Here is a 26,501-nt window from a genome sequence, read left to right as displayed (position 1 = left end):
CGCCCAGCGCGGGTGTTCCTCGCGGCCGGGTCGGCCTGTCCTCCGGCGTCAGGTCCGGCCCCCGGCGAGGGCCACGTCCGCCTCGGCTTCGCCACCGCGCCCGCCCGACCGGCCGAGGCCCTCGCCCGGATGGCGCTCACTCCCCGGCCCCGCGTCAGGCGCGGAGGGCCCGGCGCCGCCTGCGGCGCTCGCTCAGCCGTACGGCGGCGAAGACCGCCACGGCCAGGGCGACCAGGGCTGTGACGACGTTGGTGCCCAGGCCGACATAGGTCTCCACCAGCGACCAGTTCTCGCCCAGCGTCCATCCGGCCAGCACGAAGACGGTGTTCCAGAGGAGGCTCCCGGCCGTGGTCAGGAGCGTGAAGGCGCCCAGCGGCATGCGCTCCACCCCGGCCGGCACCGAGATCAGGCTGCGGAAGATCGGGATCATCCGGCCGAAGAACACCGTCTTGCGCCCGTGCCTGAGGAACCACGCCTCGGTCTTCTCGATGTCGGAGACCTTGAGCAGCGGGAGGCGGGCGGCCAGGGCCAGCGTGCGCTCGCGGCCGAGCAGCGCGCCCACCCAGTACAGCGCCAGCGCCCCGATCACCGAGCCGGCGGTGGTCCACGCCAGCGCCGCGAGCAGGCTCATCTCGCCCCGGGAGGCCGTGAAGCCGGCCAGCGGCAGGATCACCTCGCTGGGGAGCGGCGGGAAGAGGTTCTCCAGCGCGATCGCGATCCCGGCCCCGGGCGCCCCGAGTGTTTCCATCAGGCGAATCAGCCATTCCGTCATGCCCCCGAGACTAGGAACGACCAGGTCGCGTCCACCATGAGGAGCACGGCCGTCCCAGCCTGCGGAAAACCACAGCCCCGGGGCGTACGGCGGGCCGCCGTCACGGGCCCGGGACGGCGGGACCGGGCCGGGGGCGAGGCGGTGGGCTGGGGCTAGGGTCGGGGTCTGATCGTTCAGGAGGACTCGTGCGCATCGGATTCGCCGGCCTGGCCACCAGCCACCCCTTCAGCGACGCCCGCACCCTCGCGCGGCACGGCGAGCTGGTCGTGTGGGAGGAGGACGCCGAGCGGCTCGCCCGGTTCACCGCCGAGCATCCGGGGGCCGTGGTGGCGCCCACGCTCGGTGGCCTCATCGACGCCCGCCCGGACGGCGTCGTGCTCACCGTCCCCACGCCGCGGGTCGCCGCGGCGCTGGCGCCGGTGCTCGACGCGGGGGTCCCGGTGTTCGTCAACAAGCCGGCCGCCGCCACCCGCGAGCAGCTCACGGCGCTCGACGCGCTGGTGGCGCCGGCCGCCCACCGGGTGCTGTCCACCTCCGTGCTCAGGTTCGCGCCCGCGTTCGCCGGCCGCGCGGTGGACCCGGCCGAGGTGCTGGCGGTCCGCGCGACCGTACGGCACGACGTGGGGCTGTGGGCGACCGGCTACAACCCCTGGCAGGACACCCCGGGCGAGGGCGGCGGCACGATGGTGACGATGGGCATCCACGGGGTGGAGCTGCTGGTCGCGCTGCTCGGCCCCGGCGTGCGGCTGTCCGGCGCGGCGGGTTCGGTCCGCCGGCACGCCGGGCTGCGCTCGGAGGACACCGGGGTGATGGCGCTGCGCTGGGACGGCGGGATCACGGGGACGGTGGAGATCCTGGGCGTCACGGCCGAGGAGTCCTACACGGTCGCCGTGCACACCCGCGAGGCGACCGAGACGATCGTCATCGAGGCCGGCGCCGACCCGCTGAAGGGGCTCGGGTACGAGGGCACGGTCGAGGCGTTCCTCGCCATGGTCGGCGGCGCCCCCAGTCCGGTCCCCTGGGAGCAGACCCGCGCGATCCTCGACGTCCTCGTCACCGCCCGCGAGGCCGTGCCCACCGCCTGACGCCACGTCCGCCCGTCCCTCCCGCCGCGCGATCGCGGGGGCGGCTCCGCCGTGCCCATTGACATCCGAACCATGGCAAAGTTACGGTCTGGACCGTAAATGAGCGGACGGAGGGCATCGGGGTGCGGACGGAAGCGGAACTGGAGGAGCGCCTGGCGCGGCCGAGCGCCGGCCTCGTCGAGGACATGGCCAAGCTCGACGGCGACATTCTCGTCCTCGGCGCGGGCGGCAAGCTCGGCCCGAGCCTGGTACGGCTGGCGCTGAACGCCTCCGGGGGATCGCGGCGGGTGATCGCGGTCTCGCGGTTCTCCGAGCCCGGCCTCGCCCAGGCCCTGGAGCGCGACGGCGCGACCGTGATCGCCGCCGACGTCGCCGACGACGACGCCCTGCGCGCCCTGCCCGACGCCGCGAACGTGGTGTTCCTCGTCGGCGCCAAGTTCGGCACCCAGGGCCGCGAGCACGCCACCTGGTTCACCAACTCCTACCTGCCCGGGCGGGTCGCCGACCGGTTCCGCGGCAGCAGGATCGCCGCGCTGTCCACCGGCAACGTCTACCCGCTCGTCCCGGTGACGAGCGGCGGCTGCGCCGAGGACCACCCCACCGGCCCCGTCGGCGAGTACGCGATGAGCTGCCTGGGCCGCGAGCGCGTGATGAGCCACTTCGCCGAGACGCACGGCACGCCGCTGGCGCTCGTCCGGCTCAACTACGCCGTCGAGCTGCGCTACGGCGTGCTCGTGGACCTGGCCCAGAAGATCCTGGCCGACGAGCCGATCGACCTCACGACCGGCCAGGTCAACGTCGTCTGGCAGGGCTACGCTAACGAGGTCACCCTCCGCGCGCTGCCGCTCGCGGGCGTCCCGCCGTACGTGCTCAACGTCACCGGGCCCGAGCTGATCTCGGTACGGCAGGCCGCGGAGGCGCTCGGGGCGGCCCTGGGGCGGGAGCCCCGGTTCACCGGCGAGGAGGCCCCGACGGCGCTGCTGTCCAACGCCTCCCGCTGCCACCGGCTCTTCGGCTACCCCGAGATCACGCCCGCCGAGATGATCGAGCACACCGCCCGCTGGGTGGCGGGCGGCGGGCACCTGCTCGGCAAGCCGACCAAGTTCGAGCGGCGCGACGGCCGGTTCTGACGGACCCGCGCGAAGTCCGACCAATCCGACCTGTCCACTTGGGGGGATGTCACGTGCTCAGAACCGTGCCCGGGGAGCAGACCTCGGTCCGCGACCTGTTCCGGCGGGGCCTGGTGATCCCCGCGCATCCGCTGGCGCTCACCGAGGAGCGCCGGCTCGACGAACGGCGGCAGCGCGCGCTGACCCGCTACTACGTCGAGGCGGGCGCGGGCGGCCTGGCGGTGGGGGTGCACACGACCCAGTTCGCCATCCACGGCACCGGGATGCTGCCGCCGGTCCTGGAGCTGGCGGCCGAGACCGCGCGCGGGTACGACCGGGAGGTCGTGCTCGTCGCCGGCGCCACCGGGCCCACGGAGCAGGCGGTGGCCGAGGCCGAGCTGGCCGCGTCGCTGGGCTACCACATGGTGCTGCTCAGCCCGTTCCGCGAGCTCGACGAGGACGCCCACGTCGAGCGGGCGCGCGCGGTGGGCGAGGTGCTGCCGGTCATCGGCTTCTACCTCCAGCCCGCCGTCGGCGGCCGCATCCTGTCCCGGGACTTCTGGACCCGGCTGGCGGAGATCGAGTCCGTCATCGGGATCAAGGTCGCGCCGTTCGACCGCTACGGGACCCTGGACGTGCTGCACGGCGTCTGCCGGGCCGGGCGGGAGAACGACCTGGCCCTCTACACCGGCAACGACGACCACATCCTCGCCGACCTCATCACCCCGCACCGGGTCGTGGTGGACGGGCGCGAGGTCGAGGTGGAGTTCGTCGGCGGGCTGCTCGGCCAGTGGGCCGTGTGGGTACGGCGGGCCGTGGAGCTCCTGGAGGACGCGCGGCGCGCGCGCGGCGGCGACGACGAGGCGGTGCGCCGCCTCCTCACGCTCGACGGCCACCTCACCGACGCCAACGCGGCCATCTTCGACGCGGCGCACGGCTTCCACGGCTGCATCCCCGGCATCCACGAGATCCTCCGCCGCCAGGGCCTGCTCGCCGGCCGCTGGTGCCTCGACCCGGCCGAGGAGCTCTCCCCCGGCCAGCTCGCCGAGATCGACCGCGTCTGGGCGGCCTACCCCTGGCTCCGCGACGACGACTTCGTCGCCGAGCACCTCGCCCGCTGGCTCTCCTGACCCCGCCGATCTCCGTCGCGGCGCCCCTTCCCCCCGCGAGCCGTCCCGGCGCCCCCGGGGGCTCGCGGCCGCGCGGGCCGTACGAGACGAGGAACCCAGGAAACAGGATGAGGAAGAGCGAGACGGGCCTCCGCGGGACGACCCCGCGGACGCCGCGGGTCTCACAGGGTCAGGCGGTAGAGGGTGAGCGGGCGGCCGCTGCTGCCGCTGGTGAGGTTGCCGGTGCGCTCGGCCAGGCCGGCGAGCTCCAGGCGGTGGAGCATGCGGCGGGCGGTGCGCTGCTGCACGGCGAGGCGTTCGGCGATCTCGCGGGTGGTCAGCGGCTCGCCGGCGGCGGCCTCGCGGGCCTCCAGGAGCTTCTCCAGGGTCGCCACGGACAGGCCGACGCGGCGGGCGATCACGGCGAGGTTCTGCTCGCCGGGCGTCGCGGCGGCCACCGACTCCAGCACGATGTCGGTGTCGGCGCGGAGCGAGAGCACCGCGGCGACGTCGCCGATGCGGCGCGCCCGGGCGAGCGCGCGGCGCGCCAGGCTCTCGGCCTCGGCGGCGCTCCGGCCGAGGCCGAACCCCACCCGGACGACCCGGTTGTGCGCGGCCAGCCGGGCCAGCATGGGCAGCCCGGAGAAGCCGCCGGTCGCGTCGTGCAGCGGCCCGCGCGTGGTCACGAGCAGGTGCGTCCCGCCGCGGAAGGCGGCGACCGTGCCGCCGAGCGCGGTGGCCTCGCGGAGCAGCCCCTCCTGGTTCTCGACCTCGACGAGGCCGAGCGCGATCTGGGCGTCCTCCTGCGCCTGCCCCTCGGCGGTCAGCAGGAGCTGGCGCAGCGCGACCCGCACCGAGTGCACGGACGGCGCCAGGCGCAGGACGTGCATGTCGTCGCGCAGTTCCTCGTAGACCGAGCTGAGGCAGGTGATCACCGGATGCCTGGCCCCGCGCCGGTGGAAGGCGGCCGCCTTCATGGAGGTCATCTCCGGCCGGTAGGGCAGGACGCGCAGGTCCTCGGTGGGCAGTCCGGCCTCGGCGAAGGTGGCGGTGACGTCGGCGGCCGGGAGGGTGTCGATCGACAGCCGGGTGACGTCCTGGCCCTCCCGCTGGAGCCGTACGAGCGCGCTGAGCAGGGTCGCCCCCGTGTAGTCCACGAACGCCGCGGGCCGGGTCAGCACGTCGGCGCCCCGGGCCAGCATGTAGGGGACGATGCCGGTGAACAGCCAGCCCTCGACCGACGGCGAGTGCGCCTCCACGATCGCCGGGGCCTGCGACTCGTGGTCGTAGTCGAGCCGCAGCGCGCTGACCCCGGGCTGCTCCTCGCAGGTGGCGGCCACGTCGTCAACCAGATCGTGAGGCCCGACGACCCCGATGACGATTCCCACCGACATCTCCCTGTTCCGTATTACGGTCGAGACCGCAATCCTATCTCGCGAGGTGCCGCATGAGTCCGCACTTTCCCAGCATGGCCGAGCCCGGAGGGCGCACCCTCGGCGACGAGGAGGTGGCCGCCGCCGAACGGGTCATCCGCTCGGGCATGCTCAGCGCCGTCTGGGGGACCGAGGCGCGGGCGCTCGAACGCGAGATGGCCGAGCTGTACGGCCGGCGCCACGCCATCGCCTGCAGCTCCGGCACCGCGGCCCTCCACCTGGCGGTGGTCGCCGCGGCCCCGGATCCGGGTGACGAGATCATCACCACGCCGATCACGGACTTCGGGACCGTGGCCCCCATACTGGCGCAGAACGCCGTCCCTGTCTTCGCCGACGTGGACCCGGAGACGGGCAATCTCGACCCCGCCGCCGTCGCCCGTCTGATCGGGCCGCGCACCCGCGCGATCATGGCCGTCCACCTGTTCGGCGCGCCCGCCCCGGTGGACGAGCTGCGCGCGCTGGCCGACGAGCACGGCCTGGTCCTGCTGGAGGACTGCGCCCAGGCCTGGCTCACCGAGCTCCCGCCGCTCCCGCCGCGCCCGGCCACCCCGCTCGCCGCCGTCCCGCGCCCGGCCGCCCCGCTCGCCGCCGCCCCGCCGGGGGACGCGGGAGTACGGCTGGCCGGCACGGCGGGGGCCGTCGGCTGCTTCAGCCTCCAGCAGTGGAAGCACGTGACCTGCGGCGACGGCGGGCTCGTCATCACCGACGACGACGCGCTCGCCCGGACCATGCGGCTGTTCTCCGACAAGGGCTGGGACCGAGCCGCCGGCCGGTCGCACGCGAGCTTCGGCCTGAACTACCGCATGACCGAGTTGCAGGCCGCCGTCGCCCGCGCCCAGCTCGCGAAGCTGCCCGGCGTCGTCGAGGCCCGCCGCCGCACCGCCGTACGGCTCCTGGAAGAGCTCGGCGGGCTCGACGGGGTACGGCTGCCGCGGCCTGAAGGGCACGCCTGGTGGCTGTTCCCGCTGGTCCTGCCCGGCGGAGGCGCGCGGGAGATGGCGGCGGCGCTCGCGGGGGAGGGGATCCCGGCGCGGGCGGGCTACCTGGAACAGCCCCTCAACCGGGCGCCGGTGTGGTCGGGGCCGGTCTACGGGACGTCGCGGTTCCCCCTCGACGGGGCGGACGCCGGCCGCGGGCCCACCGCGGCGTGCCCGGAGGCCGAGCGGCTGGTCGCCGACACGCTGCTGGTCATCGACTGGAACGAGAACTACACCGACGCGCACGTGACCGCCGTCGCGGACGCCATCAGGAAGTATCGGCCCCGTCCGTAGTTACGGTCCTATTTCAGGGATTGACGGGCTGTACCCCCACCACGCTAGGTTTCGGTCGGGACCGGTATTACTGCAAGGGAAAGGATGGCGCCGATGAGGAAGCTAGCGGCAGCCGGCCTCGCGGCCGCCCTGGGAGTCGTGCTCGCCGGGTGCGGATCCGGTGGTTCGGACTCCGGGCCGGGCAAGAGCACCGTGACGATGTGGATGTACCCGGTCATCGGCGACCAGGCCAAGAGCCAGGCGTTCTGGGCGAAGGTCGAGAAGGACTACGAGGCGAAGAACGCCGGCGTGGACGTCAAGATCGACATTCAGCCCTGGGAGAGCCGGCAGGAGAAGGTCACCACGGCGCTGGCCGCCAAGAAGGGCTTCGACCTGGCGGTGCTCGGCCCCGACCAGATCCCGCAGTTCGCCCAGCAGGGCACGATCGAGGCCCTGGACGACGTGGTCGCCCCGGCCAAGGCCTCCTTCCTGTCCGGCGCGCTCACCGCGCTCACCGTGGACGGCAAGCTCTACGGCGTCCCGATCTACCAGACGATCACCGCGCCGCTGTACAACAAGAAGCTCTTCGCGGAGGCGGGCGTCACCGAGATCCCCGACACGCTCGCCGAGCTCAAGGAGGCCGCGCCCAAGCTGGCCGCCAAGAAGATCGCCGTCCTGGACTACCCCGGCAACCCCAAGGTCAGCCTCAACCAGAGCTTCTACCCGCTGCTGTGGGCCAACGGCGGCACGGTCTTCGCGCCCGACGGCAAGAGCGTGGCGTTCAACGGCCCCGAAGGCGTGGCGACCCTGCAGTTCCTGCTCGACCTCAAGAAGGCCGGCGGCCTGCCCGAGAACACCGCGAGCAAGGGCAACGAGATCGAGGGCGGCGCCCTCGCGGGCGGCAAGAGCGCCATGTACCACGCGGCGACCGCCCTCCAGGCCCCCCAGCTCGGCGCGGCGATCGGCGCCGAGAACGTCGGCGTCGGACTGCCGCTGGAGGGCACGAAGCGGGTCGCGTTCGGCATCGCCGGCGGCCTGGTGCTGGCCAAGCACTCCGAGAACAAGGACGCCGCCAAGAAGTTCGCGGCGTACGTGGCCTCCCCGGAGGTCGCCGCCGCCCTGGCCAAGGAGTCCGGCTTCTACCCCGCGCGCACCGACGCGCGGATCGAGGGGCAGGACGAGGTGTCCAAGCAGTTCGCCAAGGCCCTGGAGTTCGCCTTCCACGGCGACACCCACCCCAAGGCCCGCCAGGTCATGGCCGTGCTCGCCACGCAGATCCAGGCGGCGCTGGTCGGCGAGAAGGACGCCAAGCAGGCCCTCGACGCGGCCGCCAAGGAGGCGAACGCGCTGCTGGGCGGGGCCTGATCAGGACCGGTCCCGGCCTCCCCGCTACGGTGCGGGGAGGCCGCGCCCCGCCCGGGCGGAAGGGCACGCCCCGCCTCAGCGGAGGGGCACGCCCCGCCCGGGTGCGAGGGCGCGCCGCACGTGCGCCGGAGGGCGTGTTCGGAAAGGTGTGAACCCGTGCGTCAACGCTTGCGGGACCCGATCACGGGCCTGCTGTTCGTCCTGCCGATGCTCGTGCTCTTCCTGATCTTCCGGATCTTCCCCACGCTCGGGGCGGCGGGCATGAGCCTGACCGACTGGAAGATCAGCGGTGAGTGGAGCTTCGTCGGCGCGGACAACTACGCCCGGCTGCTGGACGACCCCAACTTCCTGGCCAGCCTGCGCGTCACGCTGGTCTACGTGGCGGTCTACGTCCCGCTCGTCGTGCTCGCGGCGCTCGGCACCGCGCTGCTGCTCAACGCGGTCGTGTTCATGCGCGGGCTGTTCCGCGGCATGCTCTTCCTCCCCTACGTGACGAGCTTCGTGCTCGCCGGGGTCGTCTGGAAGTGGATCTACGAGTACAACGGCCTGCTCAACGGGCTGCTGGCCAAGGCGGACGTCGCCCCCGTGAAGTTCCTCGAAGAGTCGTCGCTCGTGCTGCCGGCGCTGGCGCTCGTCTCGGCCTGGAAGGGGTTCGGCTACTCGATGCTGATCCTGCTGGCCGGCCTCAAGTCCATCCCCGGCTCCTACCTGGAGGCGGCCCGCGTCGACGGCGCGAACGCCTGGCAGCGGTTCCGGCGGATCGTGCTGCCGCTGCTCAGGCCCGCGCTGTTCTTCGTGCTGGTCATCGAGACGATCACGGCGTTCCAGACGTTCGACACGATCTACGTGATGACCGGCGGCGGGCCCGCGAAGGCCAGCTACACGCTCATCTACGGGATCTACGACCAGGGCTTCAAGTTCTTCGACTTCGGCTACGCGGCGACCCTCGGCATCGTGCTGTTCGCGCTCGTCCTCGTCGTGTCGCTGATCCAGCGCCGCCTGCTCGACCGGGGGGAACGATGACCGAGCGCACCGGAGTCCTCGACCGGCCGGGGACGGGCCCCGCCGTACGGCGGGCGCCCGCCCGGACGTCGCCCCGGCGGCCGCGCGGCGCGGTCGCGCGCAGGGCGGCCCTTTCGGTCCTGCTCGGGCTGCTCGCCCTGCTCACCGTCAGCCCGTTCGCCGCGATGTTCGTGGTCGCGCTGTCCCCCGCGGGGAAGCCGACCGTGCCCGCGGCCTGGCCGTCCTCGCTCACCCTCGACAACGTCGTCCGGGTGGTGTCGGCGTCGGGCTTCCTCACCTGGACGTTCAACTCGCTCGTCTACGCCGTCGTCTCCGTGGTGATCATCCTGCTCACGGCCTCGATGGCGGGGTACGCGTTCGCCAAGAAGCGCTTCCCCGGGCGCGACGCGATGCTGTGGACGTTCCTGGCCACGATGATGGTGCCGTTCCAGGCGACGCTGATCCCGATGTTCGTGCTCATCTCCGACCTCGGCGGGGTGGACACGTTCTGGGGGCTGATCGTGCCGACCCTGGCCAACTCGCAGGCCGTGTTCCTGATGCGGCAGTTCATCAGGGACCTGCCCGACGAGCTCTTCGACGCGGCCAAGGTCGACGGGGCGCCCGAGTGGGTCGTCTACTGGCGGATCGTCGTGCCGCTGACCCGGCCGGTCCTGGCGACCCTGGGCGTCTTCGTCTTCCTGTGGCACTGGAACGACTTCCTGTGGCCGCTCGTCATCGCCCAGAGCGACGAGATGCGGACGCTCACCGTGGGCCTGACCACGTTGCAGACCGAGGAGATCCAGCTCTCGATGCTGATGGCCTCCGCCGCCGTCTCGGTGGTGCCGTGCCTGCTGGTCTTCTTCGTGCTCCAGCGGTACCTGGTCAACAGCATCGCGATGACGGGCCTCAAATAGGCTGCCTCAGGTGGACATATCCGCCCAGAAACTGCGAGACCGCCTGCGCGGGCGGCTGATCGCGGCCGCCGCGACCCCCATGACCGCCGCGGGCGAGGTGGACCTCGACGTCGCCGAGACCTACTTCCGCCGCCTGACCGCCTCCGGCGCCGACGCCCTGGCGGTGCTGGCGCACACGGGCCGGGGGCCGTACCTCACTCCGGACGTCCGCGCCGGCCTGATCGCCCGCGCCGTCGCCACGGGCGTCCCCGTGATCGTCGGCGTCGGCGGAACGGCTCCCGCCGCGCCCCCCGGCACCCCGTCCCCGGGTACGGCGGCGCCGGGCGCCGGCGCGGTCTCCCCGGGCGCGGCGGGGGAGACGGGCGAGCGGGCGCGGGTGGCGGAGCAGGCGCGCGTGGCGGCGGAGCTGGGGGCCGACGGGGTGCTCGTGTTCCCCTCGGCAGGCGACCGCGTGGTGCTGCACGAGGCCGTCTGGCGTGCGGCGGGGCTCCCGATGATCGCCTTCGACCTCTACACCCTGCCCTGCCCTCCGGACACGCTGCGGGAGATCGTGCGGCATCCGGGGGTGGCGGGGCTCAAGACCGCGCTGCTGTCGGACGCGATGGGCTGCCAGGAGACGATCGCGCTCACCCGGGAGGCGGGCCGGCTGGCGATCACCGGCGAGGACCGCATGTTCGGCCCGTCCCTGCTGTGGGGGGCCGAGGCGGCGCTCGTCGGCATCGCGGCGGCCCGGGTCGAGGTGACGGCCGGAGTCCTGCGGGCGTTCGCCGGATCCGACCTGCGCGCGTTCGAGCGGGCCTCGGCCGAGCTGGACGCGCTCGCCGCGGTCACCTTCACCGCGCCGATGGAGGGCTACGTGCGGCGCATGCTGTGGCTCGCCGCCGCCGAGGGCCTCATCCCGGAGACCCACGCCCACGACCCCTTCGGCCCGCCCCTGGGGGAGCGGGAGCACGCCGCCCTCGCGGCCGTTCTCCCCTGACCCACGCCGCCGGCCCTCATGCCGACGGCCCTCATGCCGACGGCCCTCATGCCGCCGGGCCTCATGCCGCCGGGCCTCGCGTCATCGGCCCTCGCGCCATCGGGTTCCGCGTCCGCCGTCCGCGTCTCGCCCGGGCGGCGGACGCCGGGCGGCGCCGCGGGGGTGGCTGTGCCCCGTCGCGCCGCCCGGGCCCGGGTCAGATCGCGATCCTGACCAGGTTGCGCCGCCGGATCGTGTAGAGGGCGTCGGCATCGATCGCGAGCTTGGGCTCGCCGCCGAACCACTCTCCCGCCAGCCCCTCGGCGATCTTCTCCGCGGTGAACCGGCGCAGGTCGATCCGGTACACCGCGTCCAGGTCGCTCGTGTACGCCCGCCGGCCCCGGATGATCAGATCGCCGCCGCGGGCGCTCACCTTGAGCGTCCGCGTGACCTCGCGGGACCTGAGGTCGTACTCGAACAGGATGCCGGTGTTGGCGATCCCGTAGACGGCGTGCGGCGTGGTGGCCAGGCCGGAGATGTAGCGCGCCCCGGGCACCGGCTCCAGCTCCCACAGCTTCCTGCGCGCCCGCAGGTCGAACGCGGCCAGCCGGGCCGTGGCCGTGACCGGCGGCAGCCCCAGCCCCTCCTGGATGAGCGTGCCGAGGTACGCCGTGCCGTTCCGGGCCGCGACGCTGTAGACCGTCTGGCGCTCCACGACGGGCCGGAGGGTCTGGTGCGTCCCCGTGCGGCGGGAGTAGAGCGTGAGCGCCCCGTTCATGTGGCCGGGCTCCGGCTGCGACGGCATGATCACGAGACCGGTCCGGGAGTCGTACGCCAGGTCGCGGGGCCGGTCCTGCTGGTTGCCCGCGCGCAGGAGCAGCTCGGCCTCCTTGTCGCCGCCCCGGTGCGAGTAGAGCGCGGCCTGCGTGTAGACCCCGATGTAGGTGGTGCCCTCGACGGTGAGCAGCGTCTTCGGCTCGCCGGCGATCGCCAGCCTGGTCACGTCGCCCGAGGCCAGGTCGTGCAGGTCGGCGCCGCTCTTGCCGCCGACGTAGACGCGTGCGCCGTCGGAGTGGACCGACATGGGCTCCTCCGGCGCGGCCCGGAACCCGCGCTGCACCATGTTCCGGTACTCCAGCGCTCCGGTCGCGGGGTCGTAGACGAAGACCGCGTTGTCCTGGATCCCGTAGACCTTCCCGCCGTGCGCGAGCAGCCGGTGGGTCGCCGCCTCGAAGTACGGCACGCCGACCGCCTCCAGTTCCCCGCTGTCGAGCCGGTAGCGGTAGAAGGTGCCCGAGGGCCGCCCGGCGAAGTAGACCGAGCCGTCGTGGATCAGGACCGAGACGATGTACTTCTCGCCGGGCGCCGTGGCCTTGACGATCCGGTACGCCGAGGGGTCGGCCTTGGGCATCACGATCAGCTCGGCGAGGGGGTTCAGCCCCGCCGCGATGTGCGTGCCGGAGACCGACATGCTCGCCACCCAGTCGCGGTCCACCGCGGCGGGGAGCAGGTCCTTCTTCTCGCCCGTCCGCCGGTCGATCGCGACGAGGTGGGCGTTGGCGCCGACGCCGCAGTAGACGTACGCGTCGTCGGCCTGGATGGCGCGGACGTACGCCTCGCCGGGCGCGGGCTGCCCCAGGTCGCGGCTGCGCCCGGTGGCCGGGTCGTACTCCCAGACCCGGCCCGGCTCGGAGCAGCCGAGGTAGACCTTGCCGTCGGGGGAGGCGGCCATGGTCCAGATGAAGTGGTCGGGGTACTGCGCGACCCTCGTCACGGTCCCCGCCACCGTGTCGATCCGGTAGAGGTCGGACCGGGAGTGGGTGCCCGCGTAGACGTCGGTGCCCACCACGCACATCGCCCAGATCCCCACGCCGGTGGGATGTCGTGGTGCGCGGTGACGGCGTCCTTCCCGAGGTCGTACGCGCCGACCACGTTGGGCGACAGCCCCCGGGAACCGGCGTAGAGCACGTCGCCGACGAACTCGCCGTTGCCGAGCGGGCTGGCCACGCTGGCCGGCCCGAGGTCGGTGATCGTGCCCGCCGCCGGGCCGTACGCCGCTCGCGCGGCGGCGCCGGACGAGGAGGCGGCCGCGGGCGGGGACGCGACGGCGGGCAGGGACGCGGCGGCGCCGGTGACGGCGGCGGCCTGGAGGAATCGGCGGCGGGGGATCATGGGGCTCCTCTAGGTCGTGGTGAGGTCCAGGTCGAAGAGCTCGGCGGCGTTGCGCCAGGCGACCCGCTCGGCCGTCTCACCGGTGAGCCCGGCCGCGGCCACCGCGCCGAACGCCGACGCCGGGTCGATGAGGGTGGCGTCGGTGCCGAAGAGCAGCCGCCGGTCGTCCACCGCCGCCGCGACCTCGGCGAACCGGCCCGCAGGGGCGTGCGACCAGCAGGGTTCGAGGTAGAGGCGGTCGCAGGCGCGGGCGGCCTCGATGGCGTGCCGGTGGCCGTCCGCGCCCATGTGCCCGGCGATCGCGCGCAGCCCGGGTACGGCGAGGCAGGTCTCGGCGAGGTCCAGCACGGTGCGGCCCCAGGTGTGCACGAGCGCGGGGCGGCCGAAGGACGCGACGAGTTCGAGCGCCTCGCGCATCTGGGGGGAGGTCACCGGCGAGCCCGTGTAGTCCGTATGGATCTTGACGCCGACGAAGCGGCCGGTGGGGAGGTATTCCCGCAGGTCGCGTTCGGCCTCCTCCAGCCGGCGCGGGTTGACCGTGACGTAGCCGTAGAGCCGGTCCTGCCCCTCCAGCGCGGCGGCGAGCGCCCGGTTCCCCGCCGGGGCGTCGTAGATCACCGCCTCGGTCGCCGACACGATCGCCAGGTCGATGCCGTAGCGGTCCATCGTGGCGAGGTTCGCGCGGGCCACGTCCATCGTGAAGAACCACGGGCCCCAGTGGGCGTGCACATCGATGATCACGTCAGCAGCCTCCTCGCGTTACCCCCGGCCACGGCCTCGATCTCGGCGGGTTCCAGCCCGCTCGTGGCCAGCCGCAGCAGCGGCACGACGGTCTCGGCGTGCGGGGTGCGCGAGCCGAACAGCAGGCGCTCGGCCCCGATGCGCGCGGCGGCGGTCTCCACCGCGTCCGGGGAGTTGAGCAGCCGCGTCGAGGTGTGGAACCCCGGCTCGTCGGCGGCCGCCACCAGGAAGTCGCCGAGGTGGTAGAAGTGCGTGTCCAGGAAGACCACGGACCCGCCCAGGCCGGTGAACGGCCGCCAGAACCGGCGCACGTCGCCCCCGGTCAGCACGGTCAGCCCGAGCGCGGCGGCCCGCCGGGCCACGTGGCGCACCGAGGGGAAGTCCGCCTCGGCGCCCTGCTCGTCGGGGAACAGCCGCACCCCGCGCACCCCCGCGGCGGCCAGCCGTTCCAACTCGGCGGCGGACCCGAGGGGGTCGCGCAGGTCGACCGCCCCGATCGGCACGACGGCGTCCGAGGCGCGGGAGAGCGCGAGCACCTCGTCGTTGCCGGAGACCATGTCGAAGAGCGCCGCGCGCAGGCTCGCCACCGCCCCGGCCCGGACGCGGTGCGCGCCCAGGACGCCGAGCACCGACTCGGGCGTGCCGGGCGGCCCGTCGCGGTCGGGGTAGGCCCCGACGAGCACGTCGGCGTCCAGGGTCACCGTGAGATCCCCGGTCAGGGCCCCGGCGTCGAACGCGGACACGGCGCTCCTCCCTTCTGATGATGAATAGCGGTCCTGACCATAATCCTGGTCTGAGTCATGTTCAAGCCTGGTTTCCATTGACTTCCCCTGATCGAGTACTTACGGTCTGAGCCAAAATTGGCCAGCCCCCAGGAGGTACGGCGTGCGTCCGCGCCTGGCAGTTCTCGCAATCATGGCCGGGCTGGTCCCGGCGCTCCTCACGCCCCCGGCCTCCGCGGCGGCCGGCCCCGCCCCGCCCTCCGCTCTGGCGCCCGGATCGGCTTCCGGATCGGCACCCGCGTCGGCGCCCGGATCGGCTGCGGCATCGGCTTTGGCCGTACCGGCTCGGGCGGACTGCTCGGGGCCCGGCTACGAGACCTTCGGCCCCGCCTCGGTGACCGGCGCGATCGTCGGCGCGACCGTCCACGAGGGCCGCGCCTACGTCGTCACCCGCGGTCTCAAGCCCCCGCTGCTCGCCGAGATCGACCTGGCCACGCGCAAGGTCGTACGGCACGTGCGGCTGCCCGACGGCCCCGCGGCCGGCGAGCCCGAGGGTGGCTGGGCGACGACCGTCGCGGGCGGCAAGATCTACGTCGGGACGTACCCCTCGCCCGACCTGTACCGCTTCGACCCCGCGACCGGCCAGGTCGAGCACCTGCGCTCCTTCGGCCGGTACGGCGGGTTCGTCTGGAGCCTGGCCGCCGCGCCCGACGGCACCGTCTACGCCGGCACCTACCCCGACGGCCGGGTCTGGGAGTACGTCCCCGCGACCGGCGCGGTGCGGAACTTCGGCGTCCTCGTGCCCGGCGAGCGGTACGTCCGCGCCGTCGCCGCCGACGCGACCACCGTGTACGCCGGCCTGCTCGACAAGGGCAGGCTGATCGCCATCGACCGGGCCACCGGGGCCAAGCGCGAGCTCGCCCAGGGGCCGACGGGCGTCGGCGTGGTCGAGCTCCACGGCGACCGCGTGCTGGCCGTGAGCGGGACGCAGCTCATCGACGTCAAGAAGGACGGCACGGACCCGCGGCGGATCGAGGCGCCCTCGGGCAGCTTCGACGCCCTCACCTCCACCGCCGACGGCACCGTCTACGCCACCTCCCGCCCCGACGGGACCGTGTACCGCTACCGCACCGGCGACGCCGCCCTGACCAAGGTCGCGGACCCGCCGTCAGCGGGCGACGAGACCCGCCGGATGGTGCTCACCGGCCCGGACACGCTCGTCGGCTTCTCCGGCAGCGGCGGCATGTGGTGGCTGAACCCGCGGACCGGGAAGTCGGAGTTCGCCGACCTGATCGAGGCCGGCCTGCCGCCCGGCCCCGAGCGGCCGCAGAGCATGCTGCTCGTCCCCAACCGCGCGGTCTACATCGGCGGCCACTTCTCGATGGACGTGCGCGACCTGCGGACCGGGGAGAAGCGCCGCTTCCGCGTGCCCGGCGAGCCCAAGGACATGGTCCGGCGGGGCAACAAGATCTACGCCGCCATCTACCCCAGCGGCCAGATCGTGTCGATCGACATGAAGACCGACGAGGTGCGCGACCTTGGCTTCCTCGGCCACGGCCAGCAGCGCCCGTGGGACATCGAGTACGACGAGCGGACGGACAGGCTCCTGGTCGCCACGGCCCCGCTCGGCGCGAAGCTGGAGGGCGCCCTGGCGATCGTGGACCCCGACACGGGTGAGAAGGAGGTCCACGTCGGAGTGATCCCCGGCCAGAGCCTGATGAGCCTGTCCCTGGACTCCGCGCGCGGCGTCGTCTACCTCGGCGGCGACGTGCTGGGCGGGGGAGGCACCCCGCCGACGAAGACCTCGGCCTCCGTCGCGGCGTTCGACCTGGCGACCCGCAAGGTCCTCTGGCAGACGGACCCGCTGCCGGGCCACCGCACCTTCCAGGACGTCAAGGTCCACGGGGGCCTGCTCTACGGCGTCTACAAGCGGGAGTCCGGAACCTGGATCGCCCTCGACCTGGCCACCAGGACGGTACGCCACCAGGGCAGGCTCTCCGGCTACGGCGAGCTGACCGTCCACCGAGGAAAGGTCTTCGCCGCCACGTTCTTCGGCGGCGGCAACGCCTACGAACTGAACACCGAGGCCAAACCCCTGGCGACCGGCCTCGGCGACGACTGGTACACCAACCCCCAACTCCACTTCGAACCCGGCACCTGGACCGCCTGGACCCTCATAGGCCGCAACCTGGCCCGCGTCCGCCTGAACCCCCACTGCCCCCCGACAACCCTCCCACCCACCCCTGACCACACCCCCGCGAATCCCTTCAAGACAACCTGAAGCCTGCTCCACCCAGGACCTCACCCGAACGTGCTCCGGCTCACGCCCGAGCCGGGGCACGCAAGGACACCCAGCAAGCAGAGCCAAACAACCAGGAAAGTCCGCGAGGACAGCACCCGGAATTCCGCCGCATGCGCGAGCTCTGCCTCCATCGCGGCGAAGACAACCAGGCCGTGGTGCTCATCCCGCTCGCCGTGGACGGCTCCTCCATCGTCTCGATGCCCATCCAGCTGGTCACCGGTACTGCTCGCGGTCATTCTCGTGGAACTGCTGGCCTTGGGAGCGAGCTCGAATAGCATTTCGAGCTCGCCGATTTCAGCTGGGCAGCGGGTGGCGCGGGCGTAAGCGTTCCTCCTGGAGTGGAAGCTCGACTCTCCTGGATCTTCGCTTGCCCGCTAGCTCGCCACACTTGGCTTCTGAGGACTCGGGCGGGTAGGTGACTTCGGTCTCAGATTCGCTGGAGGCGGCGGTGGACGTGGGTGAGGTCCAGGCCACAGTGGGCCGCGAGCGCTGCCTGGACCGCTTTCTCGGCTGCTGACACGGTGATGCCGTCCTGCTCGGTGACGATGACGAGCGGTCTTTCAGGCATGGTGACCGCTTTATTGAGGGCAGCCCAGATGAGGTCTCGGAAGGTGTTGGGACGGCCCCAGCAAACGTAGCGTGACGTGTCTCCGTTTGCCGCCAGACAGTGCATGGGCTTGTCGTCCACGCTGTTGGAGACAACGATCCACTCGGGCCCGAGCGCCTGCCGGATCAAGACATCGGGTCCAGGGAAGCGGCTGCGGGCGTACTTGGCGGTGCTACCGAAGCCCTCCTGCGCCCGGGCGTACTCCTTCATCGGTGTGTCCTTGATCCACGTGCCCATCCGATGATCGTCGTAGAAAGCCCGGAGCACGCCGCCAACCCTGGGGTCTTCGATCCACTTCTGGTATTGGCGCTTCTTCTCACCCGCGCTGAGCAGCTCCCAGTTCAGCTCGTCCGCCTGGCGGTAGAGCTCGGTGATGACTTGCTCGCGGATCGCTTCGGGAATCTCGGACACGGTTACCAACCAGGGAGGACGAACGGATCGGGAAATTGGAGACGAGCGTCATCGTATGCGGTCTCCAAGGACGCGGCGTCCTTGATCCATTCGTTCATGAGGGAGTCGACTCGCTGATCGGAGAACTTGATGGAGGAGCGACCGAGGTCGGCGATTACCTCGATGTCGTCGGCTTCGAGCTCGCGACGGAGGTGGAGGGCGGCAGCGATGCGGCGCAGGTCGCTGACGAAGTCGAGGACGGCGACGCGTTCTTTGCCCTCTCGTAGGCGCAGTCCTCGTCCTAACTGCTGGACGAAGATGCGCCGGCTGTGTGTCACTCGGGCGAAACAGAGGATGTTGACATCTGGTACGTCGACGCCTTCGTTGAGGACGTCGACTGAGGTGAGGATGGGAACCTGGCCGGACCGGAAGGCCAGCAGGCGGGTCTGGCGTTCGCGCTTAGGCAGCCCAGCATGAATGGCCAGGACCTTTGGCCACGGGGCGTTGCGGCGCAGGAGATCAGCTAGTCGCTCGGCGTGTTCGATGGTGCGGCAGAAGACGAGCGCGCGAGGGCGTGGGACGCTTCCCCAAACGGACGCCAGCTCGTCGCGGATCGCCTCATCACGCTGCGGTAGAAAGAGCCTGGCGTTGAGATCACCGATGCTGTACGAGTTCCTGCTGGCGTCGTGGACCGCGTCCCAGTCGATATTGTCGACGAAGAGCCGGTAATCCACTTGAGCCAGGTAGCCCTGGCGCATGCCTTCCTCAATGCCAAGGGTGAATGACGCTTCGCCGAAGCGGTGCGTGATGTCGTATTCGTCGCCGCGCCAAGGTGTCGCGGTGACGCCGAGCTGGCGGGAGTCGGCGAGAGTGTCGAGTAGTTGGCTGTATTGGCCGTTCTCCCCGACATGATGACATTCGTCCACGACGATCAGGCCAGGTCGGTAGCCGCGCCGTACGGCGTAGAGCGCGCTGGCGAGCGTCGCGCAGGTGACCCCAGAGAGGTCGTCCGGGCGCTCCTCGCCGGTAAGTAGCCGGGTCTTCACGCTCTTGGGCAGGTGTCGCCAGAGCGCTCGCTCCAACTGGTCCACCAGGTCCTTGGTGTGCGCGACGACGAGGATCTGGTCACAGGGGAACTGCTGGAGATGCTCGTTGATGACTTCACCGCTGACCACCGTCTTCCCCATCCCGGTGGCGAGGATGAGCAGAGCGCGACCAGTCTCGTCGAGTGAGCGGTTCAGCGCCTGGCATGCCTCGGCCTGGTACGGGCGCAGGCGGATCTCAGTGAAACGGTCAGGGGCTTTGCCGAAGGCCTGTTGCAGGGTCAGTCCTGGCCAGAGGTTGATCCGTGGAGCGAGCAGAGCGAGCTGATCGATCCGGCGGATGGCGTCGGCGCTGATCCGCGTGTTGGTGACGACCGCAGCTTTGGCCGCGCGGTAGGCGTCACGGGCACGCGCCACTTCATCGACGGCGGCCGCGCCGACCGCGCCGTTCTTCTTCCACTTGCACTGGAGCACCCAGTCCTCGGTGCCGCGCCTGCCGAGAAGATCGCCGCCCTCGTCGCCGGAACCGTCGATGTTCGCGACATCCGTGAAGCCGAGGTGCCAGAGCAAGCGTTCGATCTGTCTCGGGAACTGGTTCGGCCCGAGCTCCAGCAGGAAGGGAGGATCGAGGAAAGAGGAACCCGTCATTGGCGGCCTATTCCGTATCGCCGAGGTCGGCTTCCACGAGCAGGCAGCTCAGCTGGACGCGCTTGAGCTCGATGGTGCCCAGCCGGGGCTGGCGTTCCATCAGAGCGAGGTCGCTGACGTAGCCCACCAGACGCGAGACAATGAGCGAACGAGAAGTGTCGTCCGTCAGCTTGACGTAGGGGCGCTTGAATACTTTGCCGTCTAGGAACGCGTCGGGGCGCTTCTCCAGGAGGCGGACTAGCGCGCTTGCAGGAAGATAGAGGACGAAGTCGCCCGATTCGACGACGGTCTCCCACGGGGTGTCGCCGGCTTCGATCGCGAAACGCTGCTGCGTAAGCGTCCGCTCCGACTCTTGAAGCATATCCCAGTACGCCGAGGGCGCCCCTTTGATCTCGCGCTGCATGGCGTCGCGCAAACGGTCGAGGAGTCGGCCCGCGCGGCTGGCGAGGATAGCGGGGGTGAGCTTCTGATCGACCGCTCTGCTCTTGATTTCGAAGAGCGCAGCGGTGAGCGGCTTGGGGTCTCGGCCAGCGGGCGCGCCTCGGACCCGCATGTACTCCGCGACTTCGATCATCGCGAGGTCCCGCGCCTCGATGCCGTAGTCCGTAAGTAGCGGGTGGTTGGTCGCGATGAAGATCTCCAATTGGGGGGCGCGCGTCATCTGGCGGAAGACAGGGACCACGTTTCCGGCGGGGTCGGTGAGTTCTCGTTCGCGTACTGCCCAGACGGTCAGCTCCACAGATCCGAGGTCAGGAGCCTCGTAACGACCTGATAGGTCGACGATCTGGGTGGCGTTGCTCCTGTAGCGCTCTAGCCGCTGATCGAGTGTCTCCACGGGATCTGGTGGCGTCGGCGTGGGGTCGGGCGCAGGCGTGGTGGATCCACCCGTGGATTCACCCTGCTCTTCAGAGCCGGCCTCGATGGGATCACCGAGTCCCATCTCTTCGAAGGGGTCCGCGGGCTTGTTCGTGGGCTCCGGGACTACCGGATGATCATGCTGATAGGCGGCGTCGTACCAGATTTGGTCTGTCTGGTAGTCGGGGTGACCGTCGCGGAACTTCTTGGCCCACTCGACGGCCTTGTCGAACAACGCCTGCCGACCGTCGCCAGGGACCAGGTATTTTAGCCCTGGGTCTTCGCGGCGATATCCCGTGAAGAGCTTGGCGAGTGGGCTTTCGTTCTGAGGAAGGCCGAGTCGCTTAGCGATCTTTTCGCGGAGCGGACTATCCCCTCGGATGGTGCGGACAATCCTGCGCCACTCGGGACTATCGTACTCGAATGCGTTTTTCTGGTAGTTCACCTGGACGTGGTCGCAGTGGATCTCGCCGATGATTCGGCCGCGTCCACGCTGGGAGTCTATGGGGTACTCCAGCTCCTCTTCGAGAGTGTCTGGGTCTTCCCAGAAGAAGGGGCGTTTGCTCCTAATGAGGATCTTGCGGCCGTTGCGGAGAAAATCAATCCCGTAGTCGCTCTTGTGGAGGTAGCGCTGCACGCCGATCCAGCCCCAGATCCGCCGACCACGGAGTTCGAGGCGGGTGCTCTGGCAGTCATCGCACTCGTCGACCCAGTCCTTGTTCCAGCGGCCGCAATCCATGCACGCCTTGGCCGGAGGAAGCGGCTCGTCGATCCTGATGACCGCCGGGATCTCAACGCCGCTCCTGATGACCGTCCGGGACTCATCCCAGACGCACGGGAGGCGCGGGGCGACCTTCTTGCCGTTCACGGTGATGACGAATCCGTGCTCCCGCAGGAGGTAGCTATAGACGTCGCCGAGCTGCTCGCGGATCTTGATTTCCTGCTTGGAGAGCGCTTGCCGCTGATCCGGCTTCAGCTTGCCGATGATGATCTGCGTGCCGTGTTCGCCAATGTCGTCCTTTGGTTCGTGTCGTACCGGCACCAGGTAGTCGTCGCCGCTGGCCAGCTGATCTAGGTTCAGGGTGATGACCGTCCATGACGGATCGCCCGCGCGGGTGGTCTTGATGGTCGTCAGCCGCCCGAGGCGGGCCGTCGCGATATTGAAGCCCATGCCGTATAAGCCGAGTGAACCGTAGCGGCTGTTGCTAGTCCACCCCGCGCGTACGGCATTGGTAAGCGTTTCGAGGTCCATGCCCCGCCCGTTGTCACGGATCCAGACCTCGGCAGTGCGCACCTCGCTGTTCCGCCCAGGCAGTGACACCGTGACAGTCGGGCGTTCGGAGACATAGGCATCCGAGCCCTGAGAGAGGAAGTCGTCGAAGGAGTTGTCGATCAACTCGGCGAGGCACTGCCACTGAGAGAACTCGATGTCACCCAAGACAGACAAGATCCTGCCGTGTGGGCGCACGTTGACCTGAAGCGACACCGGGTCTCCCTCGTAAGCGGAAGGTGCTGATGACGTGCGCTCGCTCCGGCGGCTCGTGTCCCGGCCCGCAGGGCAATCGCGAGGTCCGACAAAAATTGCCTATCAATAGGGTATCAATAGGGGTCTCCGTGCCTCCAGAGATTCCCGCTACCCTCTCGGCCATGACCCTTCCCCCGCTGGCTTCGACGGACATACGTCCGAAGTTCGATCCGCTGAACCTCGACCAGCTGAGCCGGAATCTGCGTGAGGCGCTGGACGGCCAGCGCAGAGAGCCTCTGGAGTCCTTGGAGGAGTTCCCTGGCGCAGGACTATATGCCTTGTACTACAAAGGGGATCATCCGCTCTACGCCGAGCTCAAGAGTAAGGATGTCCCGATCTATGTGGGCAAAGCGGAGGCCGGCAACAGCAGCTATGGTGATCCTCCGGATGAGACCAAGCCTGCCCTCTTCGCCCGGGTCGGTAAGCACGGGGCGAGCATCGCCGAGGCTTCCTGCAACCTCGCGGTGACCGACTTCGACATCCGTCTCCTTCCCCTGGATGACGTCTGGATCGTGCTCGGGGAGCGGGCACTGCTGAGAGCCTACGCCCCCGTCCTGTGGAACACGTTGATGCCGGGATTCGGCGCCAATCCGGCGGGGACCGCGCGGGACAACGCCAGGTCCATCTGGGATTCGATCCACCCGGGGCGCCCGCGCGCGAAGGGACTGCTGTGCAACAGACGATTCACTCGCGCGGAGATGGAGGCCCGGATTCGCGCCGGGATCGCGGTCTTCTCGCTGGAGGAGAGCGATCCGTCGAGGGAGACAGAGCTGAGACGGCTCCGTGGCCAGCGGGCGAACATGATCTGGTCGCCGGCCAAGAAGGGAGCGGCCGACCGACGGCTGCGCGTCTACCGACCGGATGCGTTTCTGTCGGAGAACGCGGCCTTCGGGCTAGACCTGACGGAGGTGCGATGGGTCGCGGTGGGGGACACGTCAGACGCGCTCCCCGATCCCGAAGAGGTCGCGGAGGTGAACACCCTGGCGGCCGAGCAGAGCGGCGTTTGACTTAGCTTGACGGAAGCTAGTCTCGAACTGATTTCCGAAAGCCCTTGAAGATCACAAAGTCCGCGGTACACTTTGAGGATGTCTGAACAGCCAGAAGGCCTCGAACAGGATCGCACGGCGGTCGAACTGTTCGCGGGTGGTGGTGGCCTGGCGATGGGTGTCCAGCGTGCGGGCTTCCGCCCCTTGCTGTTCAACGAGTTCGCCAAGCGGGCGTGTGAGACTCTCGCCATCAACGGGGAGAAGCCGATCCCTGTGGACATCGAGGCCGCTGAGACCGAGGGTGACTCTGACTGTCTCTGGATTCCTGGGCCGGGCGAGCGGCCCCCGCTGGCCGTCGGTGACATCCGGAAGGTCCGGTTCTCGTACCTAGAAGGCAAAGTGGACGTTCTCGCGGGCGGCCCGCCGTGCCAGCCGTTCAGCTTGGGTGGAATCGCTAAGGGGGACGAGGACAAGCGAAACATGTTTCCCGAGATGTTCCGCGCGATCCGCGAGATGAAGCCGAAAGCGGTCATCTGCGAGAACGTCCGTGGTCTACTTCGCCCCTCCTTCAAGCCCTACTTCGACTACATCGTGCGCGAGATGGAGCTCCCCTTCGAAGAGCGGGGCGGCGACGTGCTCTGGCAGGAGCACGATGAGGTGCTTCGGCGAAAGCTCGCCGAAGGGACCGTTGATCCGGCTCAGCGCTACCAGGTCGTGGTGACCCAGGTGAACGCGGCGGACTACGGCGTCCCGCAGGTACGGCAACGCATCATCATCGTTGCCTTCCGGGCGGACCTGAATGTCGATCTGGAGGCGTTCCAGTACAGGGTGCGGCCTACACACTCAGAGGACGCGCTCTTCCAGTCGATGCTCGACGGGACTTATTGGGAGCGCCATGAGGTACCCGCTGGCGTTCGCAAACATGTCATGGCTCGGATTCCCAACACGATCTCACGGGCGGACAGGCTCCAGCCGTGGCGGACCCTGCGGGACGCGATTAGAGGCATCGAGGAGAACGAGGGCAAGCCGTTGCCTCCCATCCCGCCGGAATTCCTCGACCGCAGAGAGCGCAATCTGGGCAACGTCACTGATCACATCGGCTGGCCGGGTGCCCGCATCTACGCGGGCCACACTCCCAACGAGCTTGACCGCCCGGCCAAGACGGTCAAAGCTGGCGTCCACGGGGTCCCAGGCGGCGAGTCGGTCATGCTTCTCGACGATGGGACACACCGCTACATGACCGTACGCGAAACGGCCCGGGTCATGACCTTTCCCGATAGCTGGCGACTGGAAGGCCCTCGTGGTGAGCAGATGCGGCAACTGGGCAATGCCGTTCCGGTCCGGCTGGGCGAGGTCTTCGCGAAGGCGGTAGCGGAAACGTTGCGTGAGTCTGAGGCACGAGGATGACCTCAGGAGAAGGGCGATGGAAGGACAAGCCGCCTCCTCCACGGGCCTGGAAGGGGCGTGCCCGCACCCGTGAGGGACGCTCGGCGGAGCAGGACCGTGCCGCTGGTGGCCACGAGGCGCGGTATGTCGATCTCGGTGATGGGCGTCGCGCGTGCGCCTCCATCGAGCTCAAGGTCTACACCAAGACTCGTCGTATTCGCGCCTATCTCCGCTGGTCGGACAAGGGCAAGTCCCCGGCTCTCTATGTGGGCGAGGTCGATCACGAAACCCGCGCGGAGAATCTCGCCGCGGCGTGGCGGGCGGCGCATGCCCAGGGGCTGCTCGCGCCGCCATCGGCGTCACCAGTGGAGTTCTCCTGGGCATCCAGTCCAGCTGTTCGGCAAGCGATGAAGGCCAACCGGAGCCGAGACACCAGACCCGAGCGTCGGCTACGCTCCGCCGTACATGCTCTCGGCCTGCGCTACCGGGTCGCCCGCCGACCGCTCGCGGAGGTCCGGCGTACCGCCGATCTGGTATTCACCAAGGCCAAGGTCGCAGTCTTCGTCGATGGTTGCTACTGGCACGGCTGCCCCGAACCCGCCCATTACCGGCCGTCGCAGAAGAACTTCGACTTCTGGCACGAGAAGATCTCCGCCAACCAACGGCGCGATCAGGACACCAACATGCTGCTCGCCAAAGCGGGCTGGACCGTCATCCGGATCTGGGAGCATGAGGAGGTGTCGGCGGCCGCCGCTCGCATCGCGGCAGTCGTGCGAGGCGCGTCGTCCACCCGGTCATCATCGACAAATCGGTCTTCGACCAGATCGAGAGAAAATTCATCTCCCGGCGCTGCCGGACCGGCGGAACCAAGGCCTGGAAGTAGACCAAACGGCTGCTGAGCTCTCCGCCGAGCTGATCATGCCCCTGCTCGTCCTGCACATCGACGAGATCCAGGTCTTCACCACCAACGAGCGGCATGGCAAGGGCATCGTCCGCCTGCTGTGAGACCTGGTCTCTCTCGGGCGAACCTCCGGCATCGTCGTCTCGGCGGCCACCCAGCGACCCTCTGCGGACGTGGTGCCCACCAAGCTGCGCGACACCCTGTCCGTCCGCTGGACCTTGCGCTGCACGACCCCGCAAGCCTCGGACACAATCCCCGGCCAGGGCTGGGCGAGCCGCGACTACAACGCCGGAGCCCTCGACCCCACTCAGCGCGGGAACGGGGTGCTGCTCGCAGAGGGAAGCATGCCCACGCCGCTGCGCGCCCACTTCATCAGCGACAACGAGGTCACCGCCATGACCCGCGCGCAGGCGGAGGATTGGAGGACCGCGCCCATACGGGACGGTTCGACGTACATGTCGGCGGGAAGGCGGAGGACGTTGACGTGGGGCGGGCGGGGGCGGGGGGTGGAGGTCCGAGTCGGCCTGGCCGCTCTGATCGGTCGGGATCTCCGGCCCGGTCATCTTGTCGGCTGGGGGTCCGTCCACCCTGATCAGGCGCGTGACCTGGTCCTCGCGCAGACCGGCGGCGAGTGGCGGCTCGCCCTGACCGACGACGCCTGGCCTTGGTGTTCGCCTGCCTCACCCGTGAGCGCCCCGCCGTCCTGGGCCGTGACGGAGCACGCGGCGGGCCGTCGAACTCCACCTGACCCAGGCCGACCTCACCGCCCTCGCCGCGAATCCCGCAGTCTCCCGCCCCTGGCGGGCCATCGTGGCGAACCTGGCCGCGCAACACGAGGCGTGGCGAGCCGCCGGCTTCCCGCCGCCGGACCCGGGCCAGGCCCACCGCCGCCTGCCGCGACCACCGCCTCAAGCACGAAGGCGGATGGCCGGGGCCCGCCTCCCCGACAACGCCCTTCGCTGGACCTCGTGCCTGGCCCACTCCTACGACGTCCTCTACACACGATCACTCCGCCCCTTCCGCGATCCCGTCCTCCGCGACCCCGATCCACCGGCGTACGGCGCCTGCCCTTCCCCTCCCCACCTGTCCCAGGACACCGAGTCCGGCTGCCATGACCAGCTACGCCCACAACCCCACCCCCACCCTCCCGACCGGGACTCCACCCCACCCCCGGTTCTGAAAACCGGGCGTCCAGGCACCCCGCGCCGCTCACCCCGCCATCCTCC

General features: G+C 70.4%; 21 protein-coding genes. 12 read left to right on the top strand and 9 right to left on the bottom strand.

Translation table 11 applies throughout. From position 1 onward, the window contains the following. Positions 1-154: 154 nt before the first annotated feature. Positions 155-772, bottom strand: coding sequence for a DedA family protein (locus D5H75_RS15840; RefSeq protein ID WP_119927238.1), 618 nt, complete (start codon positions 770-772; stop codon positions 155-157). Between the two features lie 185 nt (positions 773-957). Between D5H75_RS15840 and D5H75_RS15835 the strand changes: the two genes are divergently transcribed. The 3 genes from D5H75_RS15835 (at position 958) to D5H75_RS15825 (ending at position 4,096) form a co-directional block, all read left to right on the top strand. Next, positions 958-1,857: a Gfo/Idh/MocA family protein gene (locus tag D5H75_RS15835; RefSeq protein ID WP_119927237.1), complete on the top strand. Its 900-nt coding sequence runs from the start codon at positions 958-960 to the stop codon at positions 1,855-1,857. Positions 1,858-1,979: 122 nt separating this feature from the next. Continuing rightward, entirely contained in the window at positions 1,980-2,987 is a 1,008-nt protein-coding gene (locus D5H75_RS15830; RefSeq protein WP_119927236.1) for an NAD-dependent epimerase/dehydratase family protein, read from the top strand. 53 nt (positions 2,988-3,040) lie between these two features. Further along, positions 3,041-4,096 (top strand): dihydrodipicolinate synthase family protein, encoded by a 1,056-nt coding sequence (locus D5H75_RS15825; protein WP_202638202.1) that lies wholly within the window; start codon positions 3,041-3,043, stop codon positions 4,094-4,096. Between the two features lie 161 nt (positions 4,097-4,257). On the opposite strand, the gene D5H75_RS15820 is transcribed toward D5H75_RS15825, so the two are convergent. Next, a complete protein-coding gene (locus tag D5H75_RS15820) occupies positions 4,258-5,463 on the bottom strand; it encodes a response regulator (RefSeq protein WP_242454270.1) in 1,206 nt (401 codons plus the stop codon). Between the two features lie 80 nt (positions 5,464-5,543). On the opposite strand from D5H75_RS15820, the gene D5H75_RS15815 reads away from it, so the two are divergent. The 5 genes from D5H75_RS15815 (at position 5,544) to D5H75_RS15795 (ending at position 11,018) form a co-directional block, all read left to right on the top strand. Then, a complete protein-coding gene (locus D5H75_RS15815) occupies positions 5,544-6,779 on the top strand; it encodes a DegT/DnrJ/EryC1/StrS family aminotransferase (RefSeq protein WP_242454269.1) in 1,236 nt (411 codons plus the stop codon). Between the two features lie 93 nt (positions 6,780-6,872). Beyond that, positions 6,873-8,123: an ABC transporter substrate-binding protein gene (locus tag D5H75_RS15810; protein ID WP_202638201.1), complete on the top strand. Its 1,251-nt coding sequence runs from the start codon at positions 6,873-6,875 to the stop codon at positions 8,121-8,123. A 156-nt stretch (positions 8,124-8,279) separates the two neighbouring features. Beyond that, complete coding sequence (locus tag D5H75_RS15805) at positions 8,280-9,146, top strand: carbohydrate ABC transporter permease (protein ID WP_119927233.1); 867 nt, start codon at positions 8,280-8,282, stop codon at positions 9,144-9,146. Then, complete coding sequence (locus tag D5H75_RS15800) at positions 9,143-10,039, top strand: carbohydrate ABC transporter permease (RefSeq protein ID WP_119927232.1); 897 nt, start codon at positions 9,143-9,145, stop codon at positions 10,037-10,039. The genes D5H75_RS15805 and D5H75_RS15800 overlap by 4 nt, the downstream gene beginning before the upstream one ends. A gap of 10 nt (positions 10,040-10,049) precedes the next feature. Then, positions 10,050-11,018: a dihydrodipicolinate synthase family protein gene (locus D5H75_RS15795; RefSeq protein ID WP_242454268.1), complete on the top strand. Its 969-nt coding sequence runs from the start codon at positions 10,050-10,052 to the stop codon at positions 11,016-11,018. Positions 11,019-11,214: 196 nt separating this feature from the next. On the opposite strand, the gene D5H75_RS15790 is transcribed toward D5H75_RS15795, so the two are convergent. From D5H75_RS15790 to D5H75_RS15780, 4 genes are read right to left on the bottom strand one after another with little or no spacing between them, the layout of a single operon-like run. Continuing rightward, complete coding sequence (locus D5H75_RS15790; protein ID WP_202638200.1) at positions 11,215-12,867, bottom strand: NHL repeat-containing protein; 1,653 nt, start codon at positions 12,865-12,867, stop codon at positions 11,215-11,217. After that, positions 12,768-13,169, bottom strand: a complete 402-nt coding sequence (locus D5H75_RS41585; protein ID WP_202638199.1) for a twin-arginine translocation signal domain-containing protein — start codon at positions 13,167-13,169, stop codon at positions 12,768-12,770. Before D5H75_RS41585 ends, D5H75_RS15790 begins: the two co-directional genes overlap by 100 nt. A gap of 9 nt (positions 13,170-13,178) precedes the next feature. After that, positions 13,179-13,910 (bottom strand): amidohydrolase family protein, encoded by a 732-nt coding sequence (locus tag D5H75_RS15785; protein ID WP_119927231.1) that lies wholly within the window; start codon positions 13,908-13,910, stop codon positions 13,179-13,181. Further along, positions 13,907-14,653 (bottom strand): amidohydrolase family protein, encoded by a 747-nt coding sequence (locus D5H75_RS15780; protein ID WP_242454267.1) that lies wholly within the window; start codon positions 14,651-14,653, stop codon positions 13,907-13,909. Before D5H75_RS15780 ends, D5H75_RS15785 begins: the two co-directional genes overlap by 4 nt. A 310-nt stretch (positions 14,654-14,963) precedes the next feature. On the opposite strand from D5H75_RS15780, the gene D5H75_RS15775 reads away from it, so the two are divergent. Further along, complete coding sequence (locus D5H75_RS15775) at positions 14,964-16,913, top strand: outer membrane protein assembly factor BamB family protein (protein WP_242454266.1); 1,950 nt, start codon at positions 14,964-14,966, stop codon at positions 16,911-16,913. Between the two features lie 448 nt (positions 16,914-17,361). Here D5H75_RS15775 and D5H75_RS15765 read toward each other — a convergent pair whose 3' ends face one another. The 3 genes from D5H75_RS15765 to D5H75_RS15755 are packed head-to-tail and all read right to left on the bottom strand — an operon-like array spanning position 17,362 to position 21,963. After that, complete coding sequence (locus tag D5H75_RS15765; protein ID WP_119927227.1) at positions 17,362-17,952, bottom strand: hypothetical protein; 591 nt, start codon at positions 17,950-17,952, stop codon at positions 17,362-17,364. Positions 17,953-17,954: 2 nt separating this feature from the next. Beyond that, positions 17,955-19,622: a DEAD/DEAH box helicase family protein gene (locus tag D5H75_RS15760; protein WP_119927226.1), complete on the bottom strand. Its 1,668-nt coding sequence runs from the start codon at positions 19,620-19,622 to the stop codon at positions 17,955-17,957. A 7-nt stretch (positions 19,623-19,629) separates the two neighbouring features. Further along, positions 19,630-21,963, bottom strand: coding sequence for an ATP-binding protein (locus D5H75_RS15755; protein WP_119927225.1), 2,334 nt, complete (start codon positions 21,961-21,963; stop codon positions 19,630-19,632). Positions 21,964-22,124: 161 nt separating this feature from the next. On the opposite strand from D5H75_RS15755, the gene D5H75_RS15750 reads away from it, so the two are divergent. The 3 genes from D5H75_RS15750 to D5H75_RS44515 all read left to right on the top strand — a co-directional run bounded on the left by D5H75_RS15750 (position 22,125) and on the right by D5H75_RS44515 (position 25,273). Then, a complete protein-coding gene (locus D5H75_RS15750; RefSeq protein WP_202638198.1) occupies positions 22,125-23,009 on the top strand; it encodes an Eco29kI family restriction endonuclease in 885 nt (294 codons plus the stop codon). A 78-nt stretch (positions 23,010-23,087) separates the two neighbouring features. Continuing rightward, complete coding sequence (locus D5H75_RS15745; RefSeq protein WP_119927223.1) at positions 23,088-24,395, top strand: DNA cytosine methyltransferase; 1,308 nt, start codon at positions 23,088-23,090, stop codon at positions 24,393-24,395. After that, positions 24,392-25,273 (top strand): very short patch repair endonuclease, encoded by an 882-nt coding sequence (locus tag D5H75_RS44515; RefSeq protein WP_119927222.1) that lies wholly within the window; start codon positions 24,392-24,394, stop codon positions 25,271-25,273. Before D5H75_RS15745 ends, D5H75_RS44515 begins: the two co-directional genes overlap by 4 nt. Positions 25,274-26,501 lie beyond the last annotated feature (1,228 nt).

The organism is Bailinhaonella thermotolerans (genome assembly GCF_003594875.1).
Lineage (GTDB): Bacteria > Actinomycetota > Actinomycetes > Streptosporangiales > Streptosporangiaceae > Bailinhaonella > Bailinhaonella thermotolerans.
The sequence above is the reverse complement of the archived record's forward strand: the minus strand, read 5'-3'. Positions and strand labels throughout refer to the sequence as shown.